An 18,610-nucleotide genomic window follows, 5' to 3' on the forward strand; every position below is an offset into this window, starting at 1 on the left:
CGCCAGACATTCCGCTCTCCCGGAGTGAGTGTCCCTCTATGGGCGCCTCTGTCGCGGCGGCCCGCCTACTACGGGACCGTCCCTCCACGGGGACTTCTTCCGCTCCCCGGAGGGGCCCTCTATGGCGACCTCGGTCACGACGGGCCGTCTTCTTCTTCCCCCCCGGAGGGGGTAGCCCACCCAAGGACCTCGGCCACGACGGACCGTCTTCCCTCTCGCCCCCGGAGGGGGTAGCCCACCCAAGGACCTCGGCCACGACGGACCGTCTTCCTCTCGCCCCCGGAGGGGGTATCCCTCCCAAGGACGTCAGCCACCACAGACCGTCGCGGTGCCCGAGACGGTCGTGACGAACCACGCCTAGATGAGCCGAGCGAAGTGATTCTGCGGCTTCTTGATCACCATGGCGATCTCATCATGCGTCGACGGAAACCGGTCGCGGGTCAGCTTGGCCGTCATTCGGACGGCCAGCCGGCCGACACGCCCCATGGCCGGACCGCTGGTAGCCGTGTGGTCGTCGGTGATCATGAGCCCGCGCGTGAGACAGAAGGTGTGGATCCCGTCGCGCGAGGTCACCGGCCCGTAGACGGCCGGTAGCGGACCCGGCGTGCCGGCCGACACCAGGTGCCGCCAGATGAGCCGCCGCAGCCACCACGGGGTGATCCGGTCGAGCAGGCCGTAGGCGGATTTCCGGTCGCGCATGCGCAGCAGGATGAGCCCGCCGGGGCGCAGCGCCTGCAGCAGCCGGTCGAAGACCAGCTCGGCGTGCTGGATCCGCTCCAGCAGGAACGACAGCTGGATCACGTCCACCGACCTCGGGGGCAGCGGGACGCAGCGCAGGTCGCCCAGTGACCACATGGCGAGATCGGCTCGCTCGCCGACCACTCTCCTGATCGGGGGCAGGTCCTCGTCGACGCCGGTGGCCCTGGTGTCGATCCGGTCCAGGACCAGTGGCTCGTCGTGCGCGCATCCGGCGACGAGCACGTCGAGCCGCCTGCCGAGCCGTCCGGCCCACTGCTCGCGGATGCGCTGACCAAAGAGATCGCCCCTTGGGGCTACCGACCGCACCTCAGACATGTCACCCAGAGTAATCAATCGACGCCAATTAGTAAGCCATTTCCCTGCTAGCGTCCTGCGCCGTGAGTGATCTCGTGTACGTGGGCAACGCGAATGTCGACGCCGCGATGGACCATGGCTGGCTCCTGGGCCATTTCAAACCCTATGGCGACCCGAGACACAGCGACGGGGTGGAGATCAAATGGGGCACCCACTCCCCGGGTGACGAACGCGCCGAGTGGGTGCGGGGCGAGGAGCGTACGGCGCTGCTCATCCTCATCTCGGGTCGCTTCCGCGTCGAACTACCGGGCAGGAGCGTGCTGCTCGCCGAGCGGGGCGACTACGTGGTCTGGGGCAAGGGCGTGGACCACTCCTGGCACGCGGAGGAGGAGTCGGTGGTCCTGACGGTCCGCTGGCCGTCCGTCCCGGGCTACAAGGTCCGGCGGCCGGACAAGGTCCTGAAGCCGTACGAGGTCCCGGAGCCGGACGAACTCCTGGAGCCAGGCAAGGTCCCGGAGCCGGACGGGGGCGTGGGCTAGATGCGAATAGGCTTGTAGCACAACCCCCACGCCCGCCGGCTGGGGGTAATCGTCGTGGGGCTGTCGAAAATGAGTCTGTCCGGGCTGCTTGATCTTGTCGTCACCGATCCCAAGCTGACCGCCGCTCTCGAAGAGGGCGGCGACATCGCGCTGGTGGCGCCGTCCGCGCTGCGGCCGTTCGGGGTGGCCGCGCTGGCCGGGCACGATCAGCGGACCGTGCTGGCGATCACCGCCACCGGCCGCGAGGCGGAGGACCTGGCGAGCGCGCTGACCAGCCTGATGGAGCCCAGCTCGGTGGCCGTCTTCCCCGCCTGGGAGACGCTGCCGCACGAGCGGCTCTCCCCGCGCAGCGACACCGTGGGGCAGCGGCTGGCCGTGCTCAGGAGGCTCGCGCACCCGGTCAAGGACGACCAGGCGGCCGGGCCGCTCAGCGTGGTGGTCGCGCCGGTCAGGGCGCTGCTCCAGCCGATCGTCAAGGGCTTGGGCGACCTGGAGCCGACCCGCCTGCGCGCGGGCGACGACGCCGACCTCGACGGGGTCGTACGGCGGCTGGTCGACAACGGCTACCACCGGGTCGACATGGTGGAGAAGCGCGGCGAGGTGGCGGTCCGCGGCGGACTGCTCGACGTGTTCCCGCCGACCGAGGAGCATCCGCTGCGGCTGGAGTTCTGGGGCGACACGGTCGAGGAGATCCGCTGGTTCAAGGTGGCCGACCAGCGCTCGCTGGAGGCGGCGGACGGCGGGTTGTTCGCGCCGCCGTGCCGCGAGCTGCTGCTCACCGCGGAGGTCAGGGAGCGGGCGCGCGAGCTGGGCCGGGAGCACCCGGCGCTGGCCGAGGTGCTCGACCAGCTCGCCGAGGGGACGCCGGTCGAGGGCATGGAGGCGTTCGCGCCCGTGCTGGCCGGGGAGATGGACCTGCTGCTCGACCACCTGCCCGGCAACGCCGCGGTGTTCGTCTGCGATCCCGAGCGGATCAGGGGCCGGGCCGAGGAGCTCGTACGTACCTCGCAGGAGTTCCTGGAGGCGTCGTGGATCAACGCGGCGGCCGGTGGCGAGGCGCCGATCGACCTCGGGGCGGCGGCGTTCCGCTCGCTCGACGACATCCGTGGCCACGCCGACGTGCTGGGGCAGGCGTGGTGGACGATGGCGCCGTTCGGGGCCGGGGTCGAGCTCGACGCGCAGGACTCCGAGGCATACCGGGGAGACACCAGGAAGGCGCTCGAAGACGTCAAGGGCTGGCTGGCCGAGGACAAGGCGGTCGTTCTGCTGAGCGAGGGACACGGCCCGGCAGAGCGAATGGTCGAGGTCCTCAAGGGCGTGGACGTTCCCGCCCGGTTGGTGAAATATCTGGATAAGTCGCCTGAGGCGAAGGTTGTCCATGTGTCGACGGGGTTGATCGAGCACGGGTTCATCACCCCCAACCTGGCCGTGCTCACCCACCTCGACCTCGTCGGCCAGAAGGCGTCCACCAAGGACATGCGCCGCCTGCCCTCCCGCCGCCGCAACATGGTCGACCCGCTCCAGCTCAAGGTCGGCGACAACGTGGTGCACGAGCAGCACGGCGTCGGCCGCTACATCGAGATGGTGCAGCGCACGGTCCAGGGCGCGACGCGCGAATACCTGGTCATCGAGTACGCCAAGGGCGACCGCCTCTACGTCCCCACGGACCAGCTGGACGAGGTCACCCGCTACGTCGGCGGCGAGGCCCCGACGCTCAACCGGATGGGCGGCGCCGACTGGGCCAAGGCCAAGACCAGGGCGAAGAAGGCGGTCAAGGAGATCGCGGGCGAGCTCATCCGCCTCTACTCCGCCCGCATGGCCTCGCCCGGTCACGCCTTCGCCGCCGACTCCCCGTGGCAGCGGGAGATGGAGGACGCCTTCCCGTACGTCGAGACCGGCGACCAGCTGGAGGCCATCGACGAGGTCAAGCGCGACATGGAGCGCGGCGTCCCGATGGACCGGCTGATCTGCGGCGACGTCGGCTACGGCAAGACCGAGATCGCGGTGCGGGCGGCGTTCAAGGCCCTGCAGGACGGCAAGCAGGTCGCCGTGCTGGTGCCGACGACGCTGCTGGTGCAGCAGCACATGTCGACGTTCACCGAGCGCTTCTCCAGCTTTCCCGTCTCGCTCAGGGCGGTCTCCCGCTTCCAGACCGACGGCGAGGTCAAGGGCACCCTTGAGGGCCTGCGCACGGGCGCCGTGGACCTGGTGATCGGCACCCACCGGCTGCTCAGCCCAGAGGTCCGGTTCAAGGACCTGGGGCTGATCATCATCGACGAGGAGCAGCGGTTCGGCGTCGAGCACAAGGAGGCCATGAAGCACCTGCGCACCCAGGTCGACGTGCTGGCCATGTCGGCCACGCCGATCCCGCGCACGCTGGAGATGGGCCTGACCGGCATCAGGGAGATGTCGACCATCCTCACCCCGCCGGAGGAGCGGCACCCGATCCTCACCTTCGTCGGACCGTACGACGAGAAGCAGATCGGGGCCGCCATCAGGCGCGAGCTGATGCGCGACGGCCAGATCTTCTTCGTCCACAACCGGGTGGCCTCGATCAACCGGGTCGCCGCCCGGATCAGGGAGCTGGTGCCCGAGGCGCGCATCGCGGTGGCGCACGGGCAGATGAACGAGCACCAGCTGGAAAAGATCATGGTCGGCTTCTGGGAGCGCGAGTACGACCTGCTGGTCTGCACCACGATCGTGGAGTCCGGGCTCGACGTGCCCAACGCCAACACGCTGATCGTCGACCGGGCGGACAACTACGGACTCTCGCAGCTGCACCAGCTCAGAGGCCGCGTCGGGCGAGGCAGGGAGCGGGGTTACGCCTACTTCCTCTACCCGCCGGAGAAGCCGCTCACCGAGACCGCCCACGAGCGGCTGGCGACGATCTCGCAGCACACCGAGATGGGCGCGGGCATGTACGTCGCGATGAAGGACCTGGAGATCCGCGGCGCGGGCAACGTGCTCGGCGCCGAGCAGTCGGGCTTCATCGCGGGCGTCGGCTTCGACCTGTACGTCCGGCTCATGGCCGAGGCCGTGCAGGAGCAGAAGGCCAAGCTGTCGGGCGTGGAGGTGACGGAGGAGCACCCCGACGTCAAGGTCGAGCTGCCGATCAACGCGCACATCCCGCACGACTACGTCACCTCCGAACGCCTGCGTCTGGAGGCGTACAAGCGGATCGCCACCATCTCGGCAGAGATCCACATCGACGAGGTGCGCGCCGAGCTGACGGACAGATACGGCAAACCGCCCGTCGAGGTGGAGAACCTCCTGGCCGTCGCCCGCTTCCGCATCAGCGCCCGCCAGGCCGGGCTCACCGATGTCACACTGCAGGGCCAGAACATCAAGTTCGGTCCGGTCAGGTTGCGGGAGTCGCAGCAGGTACGCCTCGACCGCCTGTACAAGAAGGCCATCTACAAGCAGGCGGCGGAGACGCTGCTGGTGCCCGCGCCGAAGACCAAGCCCCTGGGCGGGCAGCCGTTGCGCGACCTCGACCTGCTCAAATGGTGCGGTGACCTGGTCGAGGCCATGTTCTTGGAGCCCGCGAGGGTAAGCTAGCCGCGGTTTTGTCGGGAAAGGACGCACGTGAAGTCGATTCGAGTGGCAGTGGCCGCTGCCGTGGTGGGTGTCGCGCTGACCGCCTGCTCCTCGCCTATGGAGGCCGGAGCCGCGGCCGTCGTGGGCAGTGAGCGGATCTCGTCGCGCGACCTGAACAAGAACGTCCAGGAATACGAGGCCGCGCTGCGGAAGGTCAACATCGAGCCGTCGCAGCTCGGTGTGTCGGTCAACCAGTTCGTTCTGTCCAGGATGGCGGAGCAGAGCCGGCAGCAGCAGCTGGCCGACAAGTTCGGCGTACAGGTCAGCGATTCGGAGATCGACGCCGCGGCCCAGGACAAGGGCGAGCAGCAGACGGCCGAGATGAATCTGCTGTCCAAGGCCGTCTCCCCGGCCAACCCGCGCGGTTACCTGCGGGCGGCGCTCGGCGTGAACAAGGTGCTGGAGAAGCTCGGCGGGCCGCAGAACCAGCAGGCCGTGGAGAAGTTCAAGGCCGCCTACAACGCGATCGCCCCGGTCTTCAGCCCGCGCTACGGCACGATCAGCCAGCAGGGCTTCGTCGACGCCGGCCGGTTCGGCAAGCCGTCGGCGACGACCGAGCAGGCCGGCCAGGGCGAGCAACAGCAACAGCAGCAGTCGCAGGGCTAGCCGTGCCGCTGATCATCGTCACCACCTCACCGCGGGTCGCGCCAGGCCTGCTGAGCCACCAGGCGTGGCAGGCGTTCGGCTCGGGTCGTGTGCTGACCGGGTCCGCGGATCATCCGCAACTGCCCTACCTGGCCGAGGCCGGGGTCGAGGTGGCCGTCGTCACGCCTGTCCCCGCCGACCTGGCGCGGCGGGCGGTTACGGAGACGGTGGTCTGGCTGGCCGCCCAGGATTCCGAGGACTTCATGCGGGCGGTCGGCCACGCGGCCGTCGCGATGGCCGAGCCGCCGCTGATCGAGGTCGTGCCGGGCTCCTACGACCTGCCGGGCGCGCGGGTGCTCGACCTGGTCGCGGTGATGGAGCGGTTGCGCACCGAGTGCCCGTGGGACCGCAAGCAGACGCACGAGACCTTGGTCCCGTACCTGCTCGAAGAGGCCTACGAGGTGCTGGAGACGATCGAGCAGGGCGACTACCCGGCGCTGCGCGAGGAGCTGGGCGATCTGCTGCTGCAGGTGGTCTTCCACGCGCGGGTGGCCGACGGGTTCGACATGGACGACGTGGCCGAGGGGATCGTCGAGAAGCTGGTGCGGCGGCATCCGCACGTGTTCGGCTCGGTGCGGGCGGAGACCGCCGACGAGGTGAACGACAACTGGGAGGCGATCAAGGCGGCCGAGCGGGCGGCGAAGGACGAGCGTCCGTCGGTGCTCGACGGGGTGCCGATGGGGCAGCCCGCGCTGTCGCTGGCCGCCCAGCTGATGCGTCGGGCCGAGCGCGGGGGCGCGCCGGACGGGCTGGCCGCCGCGATCTCGCAGGGGGTGGGGCGCGAGCTGTTCGACCTCGTCCGCCGCGCCCAGGACGCGGGGATCGACGCCGAATCCGAGCTCCGCGCCGCCGCTCGCGACTACCGTGACCGCGTGCTCCGCTGGGAGTCGGAGCACCGATAGGCTCTGAAGGCATATTGCCTTTCGATTTAGGAGCGCAAACCCGTGGCTACCATCGAGGTCGTATACGCGCGCGAGATCCTCGACTCCCGGGGCAACCCGACCGTCGAGGTCGAGGTGATCCTCGACGACGGCGGCAGGGGGCGCGCGGCGGTGCCCAGCGGCGCGTCGACCGGCCAGTTCGAGGCCGTGGAGCTGCGTGACGGAGACGAGCGCTACGGCGGCAAGGGCGTGGAGAAGGCCGTGCTCGCCGTCACCGACGAGATCTTCGAAGAGATCAACGGCATCGAGGCCGAGGACCAGCGCATCATCGACCAGATCATGATCGATCTGGACGCGACGCCCAACAAGTCCAAGCTGGGCGCCAACGCCATCCTGGGCGTCTCGCTGGCCGTGGCCAAGGCCGCCGCCGACAGCGCCGACCTGCCGCTCTTCCGTTACCTGGGCGGTCCCAACGCCCATCTGCTGCCCGTGCCGATGATGAACATCCTCAACGGCGGCGCCCACGCCGACACCAACGTCGACATCCAGGAGTTCATGATCGCGCCGATCGGCGCGAGCACGTTCCGCGAGGCCGTGCGCATGGGCACCGAGGTCTACCACGCGCTCAAGGGCGTGCTGAAGGAGAAGGGCTACGCCACGGGGCTGGGCGACGAGGGCGGCTTCGCGCCCAACCTGCCGTCCAACCGCGACGCGCTCGACCTGATCCTGGTCGCCATCGAGCGGGCCGGCTACACGCCGGGCGACGACGTCGCGCTCGCGCTCGACGTGGCCGCCTCCGAGTTCCACAAGGACGGCGTCTACACGATCGACGGCAAGGGCGTCTCGGCCCAGGAGCTCATCGCCTTCTACGCGGACCTGGTCGACAACTACCCGCTCGTCTCGATCGAGGACCCGCTCGACGAGGAGGACTGGGCCGGCTGGAAGGCCATCACCGAGGCCCTCGGCGACAAGGTCCAGCTGGTCGGCGACGACCTGTTCGTGACCAACCCGGAGCGGCTCGGCCGCGGCATCGCCGAAGGCACCGCCAACGCGCTGCTGGTCAAGGTCAACCAGATCGGCACCCTGTCCGAGACCCTCGACGCGGTCGACCTGGCCCACCGCAGCGGCTACCGCTGCATGATGAGCCACCGCTCCGGCGAGACCGAGGACACGACGATCGCCGACCTGGCCGTGGCGGTCAACTGCGGCCAGATCAAGACCGGCGCGCCCGCCCGCTCGGACCGCGTGGCCAAGTACAACCAGCTCCTGCGCATCGAGGAAATTCTCGACGACGCCGCTCGCTACGCGGGTCGCGGCGCTTTTCCGCGTTTCCAGCGCTAGTTTCGGGTACGGCTCGCGGCATGGCGGGTATGCCGCGAGCCGGTCAGAAGGGTGCAAATAGCACCATCCGCTAAGTTCGGCCACCGAACTGGACACGGAGGTGTGAACCGTTGGCTAAGAGGCCGCAGCTGACCGGGCGGGCCGCCATCCTGGCGATCGTGGTGTGCGCGATCGCGATGAGCCTGGCCTACCCTGTACGCGAGTACATCGCGCAGCGCCGCGGCATCGCGGAGTTGCGGGCGGAGAAGGCACGGGTCGAGGCCGACCGCCAGGCGCTGGCCGAGCAGGCGCAGCGGATCCGCGATCCCAACTGGATCAAGCGGACGGCCAAGGAACGGCTGCACTACTGCGGGCCGGGCGAGAAGTGCTACGTGGTCATGGACGCCAAGCCCGACAAGACCACGACGACGGTCAAGCAGCCCGCCGCGACGCCGCCGTGGTACCAAACGCTGTGGGAATCGGTCGAAGCCGCCGACACGGGCCAGGGCCGCAAGGCCGGATGAGCACCGGCGCGGAGGAGCGTCGGCGGCGTGTGAGGGGAGAGCGTTGGACAGCAGAGACGTCGACGCGGTGCAGCGGCAGCTGGGCCGCCCGCCGAGAGGGCTGCGCGAGGTGGCGCACCGCTGCCCGTGCGGCAACCCCGACGTGGTGGAGACCGCGCCGAGGCTGCCCGACGGCTCGCCGTTCCCCACGCTCTACTACCTGACCTGTCCCAAGGCGGCCTCCGCGATCGGCACGCTCGAAGGCTCGGGGCTGATGCGCGAGATGCAGGCCAGGCTGGCCACCGATCCGGAGCTGGCCGCCGCCTACCAGGCCGCCCACGACGACTACGTGGCCAGGCGCGACAAGGCGGCGGAAGAGCAGGGCACGGAGCCGCTGCCGCGTGACATGCAGAGCACCGGCGGCATGCCGCTGCGGGTGAAGTGCCTGCACGCGCTCGTCGCGCACGAGCTGGCCGTGCCCGGATCCAACCCGTTCGGCCGGGAGGCGCTGGATGCCCTCCCCGAGTGGTGGAGTGACGGACCATGCGTGTAGCCGCCGTTGACTGCGGCACCAATTCCGTACGCCTGCTGATCGCTGACGTCGGCGACAACGACCTCACCGAGATCGAGCGGCGGATGGAGATCGTACGACTGGGCGAGGGGGTCGACCAGACGGGGCGGCTGGCTCCTGAGGCGCTGGAGCGGACGTTCACCGCGATGCGCACCTACCGCAAGCTCATCGACCAGCACGGCGCCACGGCGACCCGGGTGGTGGCGACCAGCGCGACGCGCGACGCCGCCAACAGGCAGGAGTTCGTCGACGGGGTGCGCGAGATCTTCGGGGTGGAGCCCGAGGTGGTGACGGGCGCGGAGGAGGCCGAGCTGTCGTTCGTCGGCGCGACCAGGGGGCTGGTCCGGCTGTCGCGGGAGACCGGGGTGCCGCAGGGGCCGCTCCCGCCCTACCTGGTCGTCGACATCGGGGGCGGCTCGACCGAGTTCGTGGTCGGCTCCGAGCACGTCATCGGCGCGCTGTCGGTCGACATCGGCTGCGTACGCCTGACGGAGCGGCACCTGCGCGACGCGGGCGATCCGCCGTCGGCGGAGGCGCTGGAGGCCGTCGTGGCCGACATCGAGGCCGCGCTCGACCGGGTCGCCGAGGCGGTGCCCGTCCACGAGGCGCACACGCTGGTGGGTCTGGCCGGCTCCGTCACGACGGTGGCGGGCATCGCACTGGACCTGCCCGCCTACGATTCGGAGCGGATCCATCACTCGCGGATGACCGCCGAGCAGGTCCACGAGGTCACGCGACGGCTGCTCGCGATGACCCATAGTGAGCGTTCACAGATTCCAGTGATGCACCCAGGTCGAGTTGACGTGATTGGCGTGGGTGCCCTGATTCTGGACCGCATCGTGCGGCGTTTCGCGTTTACGCAGGTCGTCGTGAGCGAACACGACATCCTCGACGGAATCGCCTACTCCATGGCCTGATTTTTCCGGCGAAAATCGGACAATTCTGGGATTCGGCTGTGTTGAGTGTGCAATCAGTTTTATGCTTAGGTAAAGGGGCATTGCGGGGGCTTTGTCATATTGCCGGACACGGGTGGTGTCGGCGTGGCGACCGTTCCCGGAGCGCATCTTTTCCCTAACGGAATGGAGCACTCTCACATGAACTCATCTCGTCCATTAGCGCGTAAGGCGGCGGCGTTCGGCGCCTCCGCCGCCGTGCTGGGCGCCATGGTCGCGGGGCTGGCAGCCGCTCCCGCGCAGGCGTCCACCCAGGCCACCGCGGGCAAGGCCGGCGCCGCGGCGACCTCCACCAAGGCCAGGCCCAAGGTCTCGGTGTCCACGCCCAAGGCGTCGAGCCGCGACAACGACGGTTCCTGCCCGGTGAAGGTCGACATCTCGGCCAACATCAACGTCAAGCTCGACGGCAAGACCGAGCTCGCCTACCGCTGGCTCCACGGAGACGGCTCCAAGGGCAAGGTCAAGGTGCTGAAGCTCAAGGGCCACGGCACCAAGTCGGTCAAGATCGGCCAGACGCTCACCTTCAACGAGGACGTCAAGGGCTGGGAGGCCGTGCAGATTCTCGGTCCGCGCAAGGTGACCTCCAAGAAGGGCTACTTCTCGGTCACCTGCCAGGACGCCGTCGTCATCGACAAGGATCAGCTCAGCGGCAGCAAGAGGATCTCGGTCAGCGCCTGGGCCGACCCCAGCTCGTACGTCGGGCCCTGTACCCCCGGCGACAAGGTCAACTTCCTTGGCCGGATCAAGGTCAACGACCCGACGTGGGTCAAGTACCGCTGGGTGCTGAACGGTCGCGTCGTCGACTATGGCCGGACGAAGGTCTACCACTCGAAGACCGTCTCCTTCGGCTACTCGCCGCGTGACAGCCAGCGGGGCTACGCCGACCTGCAGGTCGTCGGGCGCGGCGGCTCCTCCTCCGACCGGGCCTACTACAAGGTCTGGTGCAAGGACGAGGCTCCCTCGGTGCGGGTGTCGGCCACCAACCTGGTGACCGCGACCAACAACGACGGCTGCAAGGTCGGCGCGCACGCCACCATCAACTCGACCGGCCGCGCGCGGGTCGAGTACACGTGGTACGTCAACGGCCAGTCCGTTGACCGTGGTGAGGTCGGGTTCGGCCGCGAGGGCTCGCGTACCGTCGAGCTGTCCGACCGCGTTCTCTCCGGTTCCGCGACGAAGGGTGGCCGGATCACCCTGGCCATCTCCGGGCCGAAGAACAACGACTCGATCAGCCAGTCCTACGCCGCCTGCGAGGCGCCGAAGCCGAAGATCTCGGTCTCGAGCCTTTCGGTCTCCGGCCAGCGCAACGAGTTCTGCGCCGACAAGCGCGGCCCCGGCGTCGACTTCAAGGCGACGATCTCCAGCACCGCCCCGACCACCGTCAAGTACTACTGGGTGATCGACGGCAAGCGGGAGAACCCGGACCTCGAGCGTCAGGTCAACGGCAGTGTCGACGTGACCTGGGGCGTCGCGGGCGCGCAGAGCGCCAGCGAGACCAAGGGTTCCGTCCAGCTCGTGGTCTTCAGCCCCGACTCCGCTTCCGCGGCCACCAGCTTCTCGGTGAGCTGCCCGAAGCCGGCCGGCGCCTGATCAGTTGAGTTGAGTTGAACCGGGTGGTGCCCTCGTGGCGCCGCCCGGTTTTTCTGTTTGCCACTACTGTGTGGCCTCGGACGAGGGACCCCATCGCAGTTGGCCGCCTACGGGGGCCGGCCTGCGAGCGGCCGGAAGCCCCGCCGCCGGACGAAGGAGCGGATGGCGACCTTGCACTCGCGGCTCCTGCGCCAGGCGCCCTACCGGGGCCTCACGGGCTTCCTGCCCGAATTACCGGAATCCTCGCCTCTTCGGGCCGAGGAGCGCGTGCCCACGCCGAGTCCTTCGGCGACCAGGTGATGGGGCACCATCGGTGCCATGAGCTTCGTACCTCCAGGCACCGGCTGGCCCGGCGATCCGGCGACCGCTGACACCCCGGTCGCCCACGACCCCGCGGACGTGCGCCGCCTCGCCGCCGCCGGCAGCACCCTGGCGGAGCTCACGGCCGCGCAGTCCGTCTGCCGGGCCTGCCCGCGCCTGGTGGAATGGCGCGAGGAGGTGGCCGAGGTGAAGCGGCGCGCGTTCGCGGACGAGACCTACTGGGGGCGGCCGGTCGCCGGGTGGGGCGATGACCATCCGCGCGTCCTGCTCGTCGGCCTGGCCCCGGCCGCGCACGGGGGTAACAGGACGGGGCGGATCTTCACGGGTGACCGCAGCGGAGACTGGCTGTTCGCCTCGCTGTATCGCGCCGGACTGGCCGTACAGGAGACGAGCACGCACGCCGGTGACGGGCAGCGGCTGATCGGTGCCCGGGTGGTGGCCTCAGTGCGGTGCGCGCCACCCGCGAACAAGCCCACGCCCGAGGAGCGGGCCACCTGCTTCCCGTGGCTGTCGCGGGAGCTCACGCTGACCGCGCCGAGCGTGCGGGTGGTCGTCGCGCTGGGTGGGTTCGCCTGGCAGGCCATGTGGCCCGCGCTGAAGGACGCGGGCTACACGCTGCCGCGCGTCAGGCCGCCGTTCGGGCACGGCGTCGAGGTCCAGGTCACGTACGGGCAGGCGCCGGTGACCCTCATGGGCTGCTATCACCCCAGCCAGCAGAACACCTTCACCGGCAGGGTGACCGCCCAGATGCTCGACGACGTCTTCGTCAGAGCCAGGGCGCTGGGGGTGTGACGCGTAGCACCACCTGGGGATTGGCTTTATGGGGTGCCCTTGACGTAGCCTTGTGAATAGTTTCACAAGCGCTCCCATGGGATGGGGAACCGAGGATGAACAAGCACATTCTGATCGTCGGCGGCGGTTACGTCGGCCTCTACACGGCATTGCGGCTACAGCGCACGCTCCGCTCGGAGCTGCGCGACGGCAACGTGCGCATCACCATCATCGACCCCCACTCGTACATGACCTACCAGCCGTTCCTGCCCGAGGCGGCGGCGGGCAACCTTTCCCCGCGGCACGTGGTCGCCCCGCTGCGCCGGGTTCTACCCAAGGTGCGCGTGCTCAACGGCAGCGTCACCGCCGTCGACCACGACGAGCGGTCCGTCACCTTCCAGCCGGTCGAGGGTGAGCCGCGCGAGATCGCCTACGACGTGATCGTGATGGCCGCCGGCTCGATCTCGCGGACGCTGCCGATCCCCGGCCTGACCGACATCGGCATCGGGTTCAAGAACGTGGGCGAGGCCATCGCGCTGCGCAACCGGGTCCTGCACCTGCTCGACGTCGCCGAGTCGACCGATGACCTGGAGGCGCGCCGCCGGGCGCTCACGTTCGTCGTCGTCGGCGCGGGCTTCGCGGGCGTCGAGGCGCTGGCCGAACTCGAGGACATGGCCAAGGACTCGACCCGCTACTACCGCAACATCAAGCCCTCCGACATCCGCTGGGTGCTGGTGGAGGCCACGAACCGGGTGCTGCCCGAGGTCGGCCCCGAGATGGGCAAGTGGACGCTGGAGCAGCTGCGCGAGCGCGGCATCGACGTGAAGCTCGACACGCGCCTGGAGTCCTGCGAGGGCGGCCACGTGGTGCTCTCCGACGGCTCGAAGTTCGACGCCGACACCCTCGTGTGGACCGCGGGCGTCAAGCCCAGCCCGGTGGTCAACGGCGGCGGCCTGCCCCTCGACGAGCGCGGCCGGATCAAGACCACGACGAAACTGACGGTCGCGGGCGTCACGGACGCCTTCGCCGCCGGTGACGCGGCGGGTGTCCCCGACGTGACCAACCCCGGCCAGTATTGCGCGCCCAACGCTCAGCACGCCGTACGTCAGGCCAAGGTGCTGGCCGACAACCTGGTCCGCCATCTCCGGGGTCAGGAACTGGTCGACTACCGCCACAAGTATGTCGGATCGGTCGCCGGTCTCGGCCTGCACCAGGGGGTCGCGAACGTCTATGGAGTCAAGCTTCGCGGATTCCCTGCGTGGTTCATGCACCGCACTTACCATCTGTCGCGGGTGCCGACGCTGAACCGCAAGGTCCGTGTCGTCGTCGACTGGACTCTGGCCCTGTTCTTCAAGCGGGAGACCATCTCACTGGGCGAGATGGAGCACCCGCGCGACGGGTTCAGAGCCGCCGTGGCGACGACCCGCCGCTAGCCCGCGTACAGCAGCGCCCCGGTGCGGCCGCATCGGGGCGTTTCGGCATTCTCGGTCTCAATCGAGAGGGGATCCACGAGTGGGGCTCTCAGCGGTGACGGTGCTCGGCGTGGACCGGCCCGGCGTGATCGCCGCGGTCACCGGCTCGCTCGCCGACTGCGGGGCGAACATCCAGGACTCGACCATGACGCTGCTCGGCGGCCATGTCGCGATGATGCTGCTGGTCTCGGGCGACCTGAGCGCCGACGAGCTCACCAAGCACCTGTGCGCGCCGGACCTGGTGGTGACCGCCTCGGCCGTCGAGGCCCGCCGCTACTTCGGCGGCCGGCCGACCGGGCTCGGCTATGTCCTGACCGTCCACGGGCCGGACCGGCCGGGCATCATCTCGGCCATCAGCGCCGAGCTCGCCTCGGTGGGCGGCAACATCACCGGCATGAGCACCCGGCTCACCGGCCGGCTGTACGTCCTCATCGCCGACGTCGAGCTGCCCGAGGAGGTCGACGTGGCCGGGCTGATGCGCGGGCTGGCCACGGTCGGCTCGGGCCTCGAGTCCGAGATCACCTTCCGGCCCGTTGAACCGGACCTGTTGTGACCCCGCCGGACGGGATCGCCCGCGGAGTGCTCGACGCTCCGCACCCGCTCCTGTCCGCCCGGGCCCGGCAAGTGGATCCCACCGACCCCCGCGTGGTGGCCGCGGCGGCCGATCTCCTCGCCACTCTGCGCGGCGAGCCGGGGACCGCGGGTCTGGCCGCCCCCCAGATCGGGCTGAGTTGGCGGCTGATCGCCTTCGACGCCGCCGGGCACCCAAGGGGTAGGTCGTGGGCCGGCGAGCTCGTGGTGGTCAATCCACGGCTCGCTGAGGCGTCTCACTGGTGCGTCGGGCGGGAGGGGTGCGCCTCGATCGCGGGTTTGACCGCTGACGTACGGCGAGCGACGCGTATCACAGTGCTCGGCAGCTTGCCTGGCACGGGAGATCCCGTCACCATCGAGGCGGATGCATTCGAAGCTAGGTGCATTCAGCATCAACTGGACCATCTCGACGGCGTTCTGTTCCTGGACAGAGTGTCAGGAGCCCTATCACTTCACCGCAGACTTCACAGTTGTGACGCCTGATACGAAGTTGTGCTCCTCGGAAGCATGGTCCGTTTCGTATGATTGCGGCGCCCCCGTAGCCCAAAGGCAGAGGCAAACCCCTTAAAAGGGTTGTAGTGCGGGTTCGAATCCCGCCGGGGGCACCCGCATCTACCAGAGGAAATGCCTCGCTAAACAACCCTCAGTAACCGCGGGAACTCAGGAACGGATCCGTTCGTTGTCCTCCTGCTGAAGTCTCGAAACCACATAGATCTGAGTGCGTGTTGACCTAGGTGACGCCGCGTCCAATAAGCTCGGCGCACAGGAGGCAGCGATGGAGAGCAAGAACCCCGTTTTCAACCGGTCCCGGCAGGCCGGCGGGTGGCAGGGCGCGACGCCCACCCCCGGGCAACTGCAGAACATGTACGACTCCCCGTCGTACGCGCCCCCGGCACCGTCCGCCTACCGGACGATGACGATCGACGACGTCGTGGTGCGCGGTTTCATGACCCTGGGCACGCTCGTCGTGGCCGCGGCCGCCGCCTGGTACCTCAACGTCCCTCTGGGCGTGGCCGTCGGCGCGGCCATCGTGGCGCTCGTCCTGGGGCTGATCGCCTCGTTCAGGATGAGCACCAACCCGGTGTTGATCCTCAGCTACGCCGCGTTCGAAGGGATCTTCCTCGGCGCGCTCAGCAGCGCCTACGAATCCCTCTACAACGGGATCGTCCTCCAGGCGGTGCTCGGCACCGCGTTCGCTTTCGGCGGAGTCCTGACCGTCTACGCGCTGCGCGTCGTCAGGGTGACACCGAAGTTCGTTCGGTTCGTGGTGGCCGCGGGCTTCGCGGCCATCGGTCTGGTGCTCGTCAACCTGATCGCCGGGATCTTCATCCCGGGCGGCCTCGGGCTGCGCACCGACTCCCCGATCGGGTGGATCTTCAGCGTCGCGATGATCCTGCTCGGCTGCTTCTTCCTGCTGCTCGACTTCAACTCGATCGAGGAGGGCGTCCAGCAGGGCGCTCCGGAGAAGTTCGCCTGGCAGTGCGCCTTCGGGCTGACGCTGAGCCTGGTGTGGATCTACCTCGAGGTGCTCCGGTTCATCAGCATTTTCACGCGTAGCGACTGACCGTTCGCCTCCCGGACCCCGTCTGGACCCCGCCGATCCGGCGGGGTCCTTCTCTTTGCGCGACCGAAAATCTACCCGCCGTTACAAAAACCTCGGAGGTTGGGGCTTGTCATTCGGGGGGACGTGTTGCAGTGTCGAGCAAAGGACCTTAATCCGTGGAGGTGCCCATGTCCTTGAACCACTCACCGGAGACGCAGACGAAGCTGATCGCAAGGGTCCCAACGATAACGGGACGCGAACTCCCCGAGTGGTTTCAAGCCATCGACAACGGCCCGTCCTTCCTGAGGTGTGACGAGCGGGCCAACTGGCTCGCCGACGAGCACGGGCTGTCCCATGGCTACGCCGCCGCCATCGTGCACGAACACGAGCGGTACCGCCATAACCGTATGGGCTTCCTGTAGAGCCCACACGCCGACCCGACCCGCGCCCGTGCCCTCGGTACGGGCGCGGAATCATGGGTGGATGGACCTAGACAAGGCACGCGACTTCCTGCGAGACAACCACCGCGCGGTGCTCCTCACCAAGCACGGCGACGGCCGCCCGCAGATGTCCCCGGTGACGGTGGGCGTGGACGACGAGGGCTACCTCGTCATCAGCACCAGGGAGACGGCCGCCAAGACGCGCAACATCCGGCGCGACAACAAGGTGACGATCTGCGCCTTTACGGACGCCTTCTACGGAAACTGGATCCAGGTGGAGGGCGAGGCGGAGATCATCTCCCTCCCGGAGGCCATGGATCACCTGATCGCCTACTACCGGGGGATCTCGGGCGAGCACCCTGACTGGCCGGACTACGAGGCGGCGATGGTCCGCGACAAGCGGGTCCTGGTCCGCGTGACCCCGACCAAGGCGGGCCCGGACCGCCACGGCTGAGGCCGGTCCGCACTGCCCGGCTGACGCGAGCTCCTGGGTGGGCGCCAACCCCGTATGGCGGTTGGCGCCCACCGGCCCGGGCGTCGAACGCCCGGTCGTGAGACTTAGGAAAGGCGTTCGAGGACCATCGCCATGCCCTGCCCGCCGCCCACGCACATGGTCTCCAAGCCGATCGACTTGTCGTGGTGGCGGAGGCTGTTGATCAGCGTGGAGGTGATGCGCGCGCCCGTCATGCCGAAGGGATGCCCGACGGCGATCGCGCCGCCGTTGACGTTGAGGCGGTCGAGGTCGATGCCCAGATCCCGGTAGGACGGGATGACCTGCGCCGCGAACGCCTCGTTGATCTCCACCAGGTCGACGTCGTCGATCGCCATCCCCGCGCGGGACAGCGCCTGCTTCGACGCCTCGACCGGCCCGAGGCCCATGATCTCGGGGGACAGGCCGGTGACGCCGGTGGAGACGATGCGCGCCAGCGGCGTGATGCCCAGCTCGGCCGCCCGCGTGTCGCTCATCACGATGACGGCGGCGGCGCCGTCGTTCAGCGGGCAGCAGTTGCCGGCCGTGACCGTGCCGTCGGGGCGGAAGACCGGCTTCAACCCGGCCACCCCCTCGTACGTGGTCCCGGCCCGCGGCCCGTCGTCCTTGCTGACCACGGTGCCGTCGGGGAGCGTCACCGGGGTGATGTCCTTCTGCCAGAAGCCGTCGGCCAGCGCCTTCTCGGCCAGGTTCTGGGAGCGGACGCCGAACTCGTCCTGGTCGCGCCGGGTGACTCCCTTGATCTGGGCGAGGTTCTCGGCGGTCTGGCCCATCGCGATGTAGACGTCGGGGATCGTGTCGTCCTCGCGCGGGTCGTGCCAGCTGTGCCCGCCCTCGGCGGAGGCCTTGCTGCGCCCGATGGCGTCGTTGAAGACCGGGTTCTGGGTCTCGGGCAGCGAGTCGGAGTTGCCCTTCACGAACCGCGACACCATCTCCACGCCCGCGGACACGAACACGTCGCCCTCGCCCGCCTTGATCGCGTGGAAGGCCATCCGGGTGGTCTGCAGCGACGACGAACAGTAGCGGGTGACCGTGGTGCCCGGCACGTTGTCGAGGCCGAGCAGCACCGACACCACGCGGGCCATGTTGAAGCCCTGCTCACCACCGGGCAGGCCGCAGCCGAGCATGAGGTCGTCGATCGTCGTCGGGTCGAGCTGCGGCACCTTGGCGAGCGCGGCCTGGATCATCTGCACGGTGAGGTCGTCAGGGCGTATGTCCTTCATCGAACCCTTGAAGGCCCGCCCTATGGGCGAGCGAGCGGTAGCGACGATCACAGCTTCAGCCATCTTCATCCTCCTGTGTCGGCCTTTAGAACTATATTCCAGTCCTG

The 18,610-nt window shown here is 68.9% G+C and carries 18 protein-coding genes and 1 tRNA gene; 17 read left to right on the forward strand and 2 right to left on the reverse strand.

What is annotated here, in order from left to right; genetic code table 11:
• Positions 1–357: 357 nt before the first annotated feature.
• Positions 358–1,074, reverse strand: coding sequence for a methyltransferase domain-containing protein (locus tag AB0B64_RS21235; protein WP_357943949.1), 717 nt, complete (start codon positions 1,072–1,074; stop codon positions 358–360).
• A gap of 62 nt (positions 1,075–1,136) precedes the next feature.
• Between AB0B64_RS21235 and AB0B64_RS21240 the strand changes: the two genes are divergently transcribed.
• From AB0B64_RS21240 to AB0B64_RS21320, 17 genes are all read left to right on the forward strand, one after another.
• Entirely contained in the window at positions 1,137–1,592 is a 456-nt protein-coding gene (locus AB0B64_RS21240; RefSeq protein ID WP_358179207.1) for a signal peptidase I, read from the forward strand.
• A gap of 69 nt (positions 1,593–1,661) precedes the next feature.
• Positions 1,662–5,150 (forward strand): transcription-repair coupling factor, encoded by a 3,489-nt coding sequence (gene mfd, locus AB0B64_RS21245; RefSeq protein WP_357944601.1) that lies wholly within the window; start codon positions 1,662–1,664, stop codon positions 5,148–5,150.
• A 27-nt stretch (positions 5,151–5,177) separates the two neighbouring features.
• Complete coding sequence (locus AB0B64_RS21250) at positions 5,178–5,795, forward strand: SurA N-terminal domain-containing protein (protein WP_358179209.1); 618 nt, start codon at positions 5,178–5,180, stop codon at positions 5,793–5,795.
• Between the two features lie 2 nt (positions 5,796–5,797).
• Complete coding sequence (locus AB0B64_RS21255; RefSeq protein ID WP_358179211.1) at positions 5,798–6,736, forward strand: MazG family protein; 939 nt, start codon at positions 5,798–5,800, stop codon at positions 6,734–6,736.
• A 42-nt stretch (positions 6,737–6,778) separates the two neighbouring features.
• Entirely contained in the window at positions 6,779–8,056 is a 1,278-nt protein-coding gene (gene eno, locus AB0B64_RS21260) for a phosphopyruvate hydratase (RefSeq protein ID WP_357943957.1), read from the forward strand.
• A gap of 110 nt (positions 8,057–8,166) precedes the next feature.
• Positions 8,167–8,559 carry a septum formation initiator family protein gene (locus AB0B64_RS21265; protein ID WP_357943959.1) on the forward strand — a complete coding sequence of 131 codons (393 nt, stop codon included), beginning with the start codon at positions 8,167–8,169 and terminating at the stop codon, positions 8,557–8,559.
• A 43-nt stretch (positions 8,560–8,602) separates the two neighbouring features.
• Positions 8,603–9,091 carry a DUF501 domain-containing protein gene (locus AB0B64_RS21270; RefSeq protein WP_357943961.1) on the forward strand — a complete coding sequence of 163 codons (489 nt, stop codon included), beginning with the start codon at positions 8,603–8,605 and terminating at the stop codon, positions 9,089–9,091.
• Positions 9,082–10,026 (forward strand): Ppx/GppA phosphatase family protein, encoded by a 945-nt coding sequence (locus AB0B64_RS21275; RefSeq protein WP_357943962.1) that lies wholly within the window; start codon positions 9,082–9,084, stop codon positions 10,024–10,026. The genes AB0B64_RS21270 and AB0B64_RS21275 overlap by 10 nt, the downstream gene beginning before the upstream one ends.
• Before the next feature lie 177 nt (positions 10,027–10,203).
• A complete protein-coding gene (locus AB0B64_RS21280; protein ID WP_357943964.1) occupies positions 10,204–11,652 on the forward strand; it encodes a hypothetical protein in 1,449 nt (482 codons plus the stop codon).
• A gap of 318 nt (positions 11,653–11,970) precedes the next feature.
• The gene (locus tag AB0B64_RS21285; protein WP_357943966.1) at positions 11,971–12,765 is read left to right on the forward strand and encodes a uracil-DNA glycosylase; all 795 of its coding nucleotides are present in this window, start codon (positions 11,971–11,973) and stop codon (positions 12,763–12,765) included.
• 95 nt (positions 12,766–12,860) lie between these two features.
• Complete coding sequence (locus AB0B64_RS21290) at positions 12,861–14,177, forward strand: NAD(P)/FAD-dependent oxidoreductase (protein WP_357943968.1); 1,317 nt, start codon at positions 12,861–12,863, stop codon at positions 14,175–14,177.
• Between the two features lie 79 nt (positions 14,178–14,256).
• A complete protein-coding gene (locus tag AB0B64_RS21295) occupies positions 14,257–14,769 on the forward strand; it encodes an ACT domain-containing protein (RefSeq protein ID WP_357943970.1) in 513 nt (170 codons plus the stop codon).
• A gap of 26 nt (positions 14,770–14,795) precedes the next feature.
• The gene (locus AB0B64_RS21300) at positions 14,796–15,290 is read left to right on the forward strand and encodes a peptide deformylase (RefSeq protein ID WP_357943972.1); all 495 of its coding nucleotides are present in this window, start codon (positions 14,796–14,798) and stop codon (positions 15,288–15,290) included.
• Between the two features lie 49 nt (positions 15,291–15,339).
• Positions 15,340–15,412, forward strand: a tRNA-Leu gene (locus AB0B64_RS21305).
• Between the two features lie 170 nt (positions 15,413–15,582).
• Positions 15,583–16,371, forward strand: coding sequence for a Bax inhibitor-1/YccA family protein (locus AB0B64_RS21310; protein ID WP_358179213.1), 789 nt, complete (start codon positions 15,583–15,585; stop codon positions 16,369–16,371).
• Positions 16,372–16,538: 167 nt separating this feature from the next.
• Positions 16,539–16,772 (forward strand): DUF4287 domain-containing protein, encoded by a 234-nt coding sequence (locus AB0B64_RS21315; RefSeq protein WP_357943976.1) that lies wholly within the window; start codon positions 16,539–16,541, stop codon positions 16,770–16,772.
• A gap of 61 nt (positions 16,773–16,833) precedes the next feature.
• A complete protein-coding gene (locus AB0B64_RS21320) occupies positions 16,834–17,244 on the forward strand; it encodes a PPOX class F420-dependent oxidoreductase (protein WP_357943978.1) in 411 nt (136 codons plus the stop codon).
• A 104-nt stretch (positions 17,245–17,348) separates the two neighbouring features.
• Here the strand turns inward: AB0B64_RS21320 and AB0B64_RS21325 are convergent, their stop codons facing one another.
• Entirely contained in the window at positions 17,349–18,566 is a 1,218-nt protein-coding gene (locus tag AB0B64_RS21325; RefSeq protein ID WP_357943980.1) for an acetyl-CoA C-acetyltransferase, read from the reverse strand.
• Positions 18,567–18,610 lie beyond the last annotated feature (44 nt).

This window comes from Nonomuraea sp. NPDC049129, from assembly GCF_040648495.1.
Classification (GTDB): Bacteria; Actinomycetota; Actinomycetes; order Streptosporangiales; family Streptosporangiaceae; genus Nonomuraea.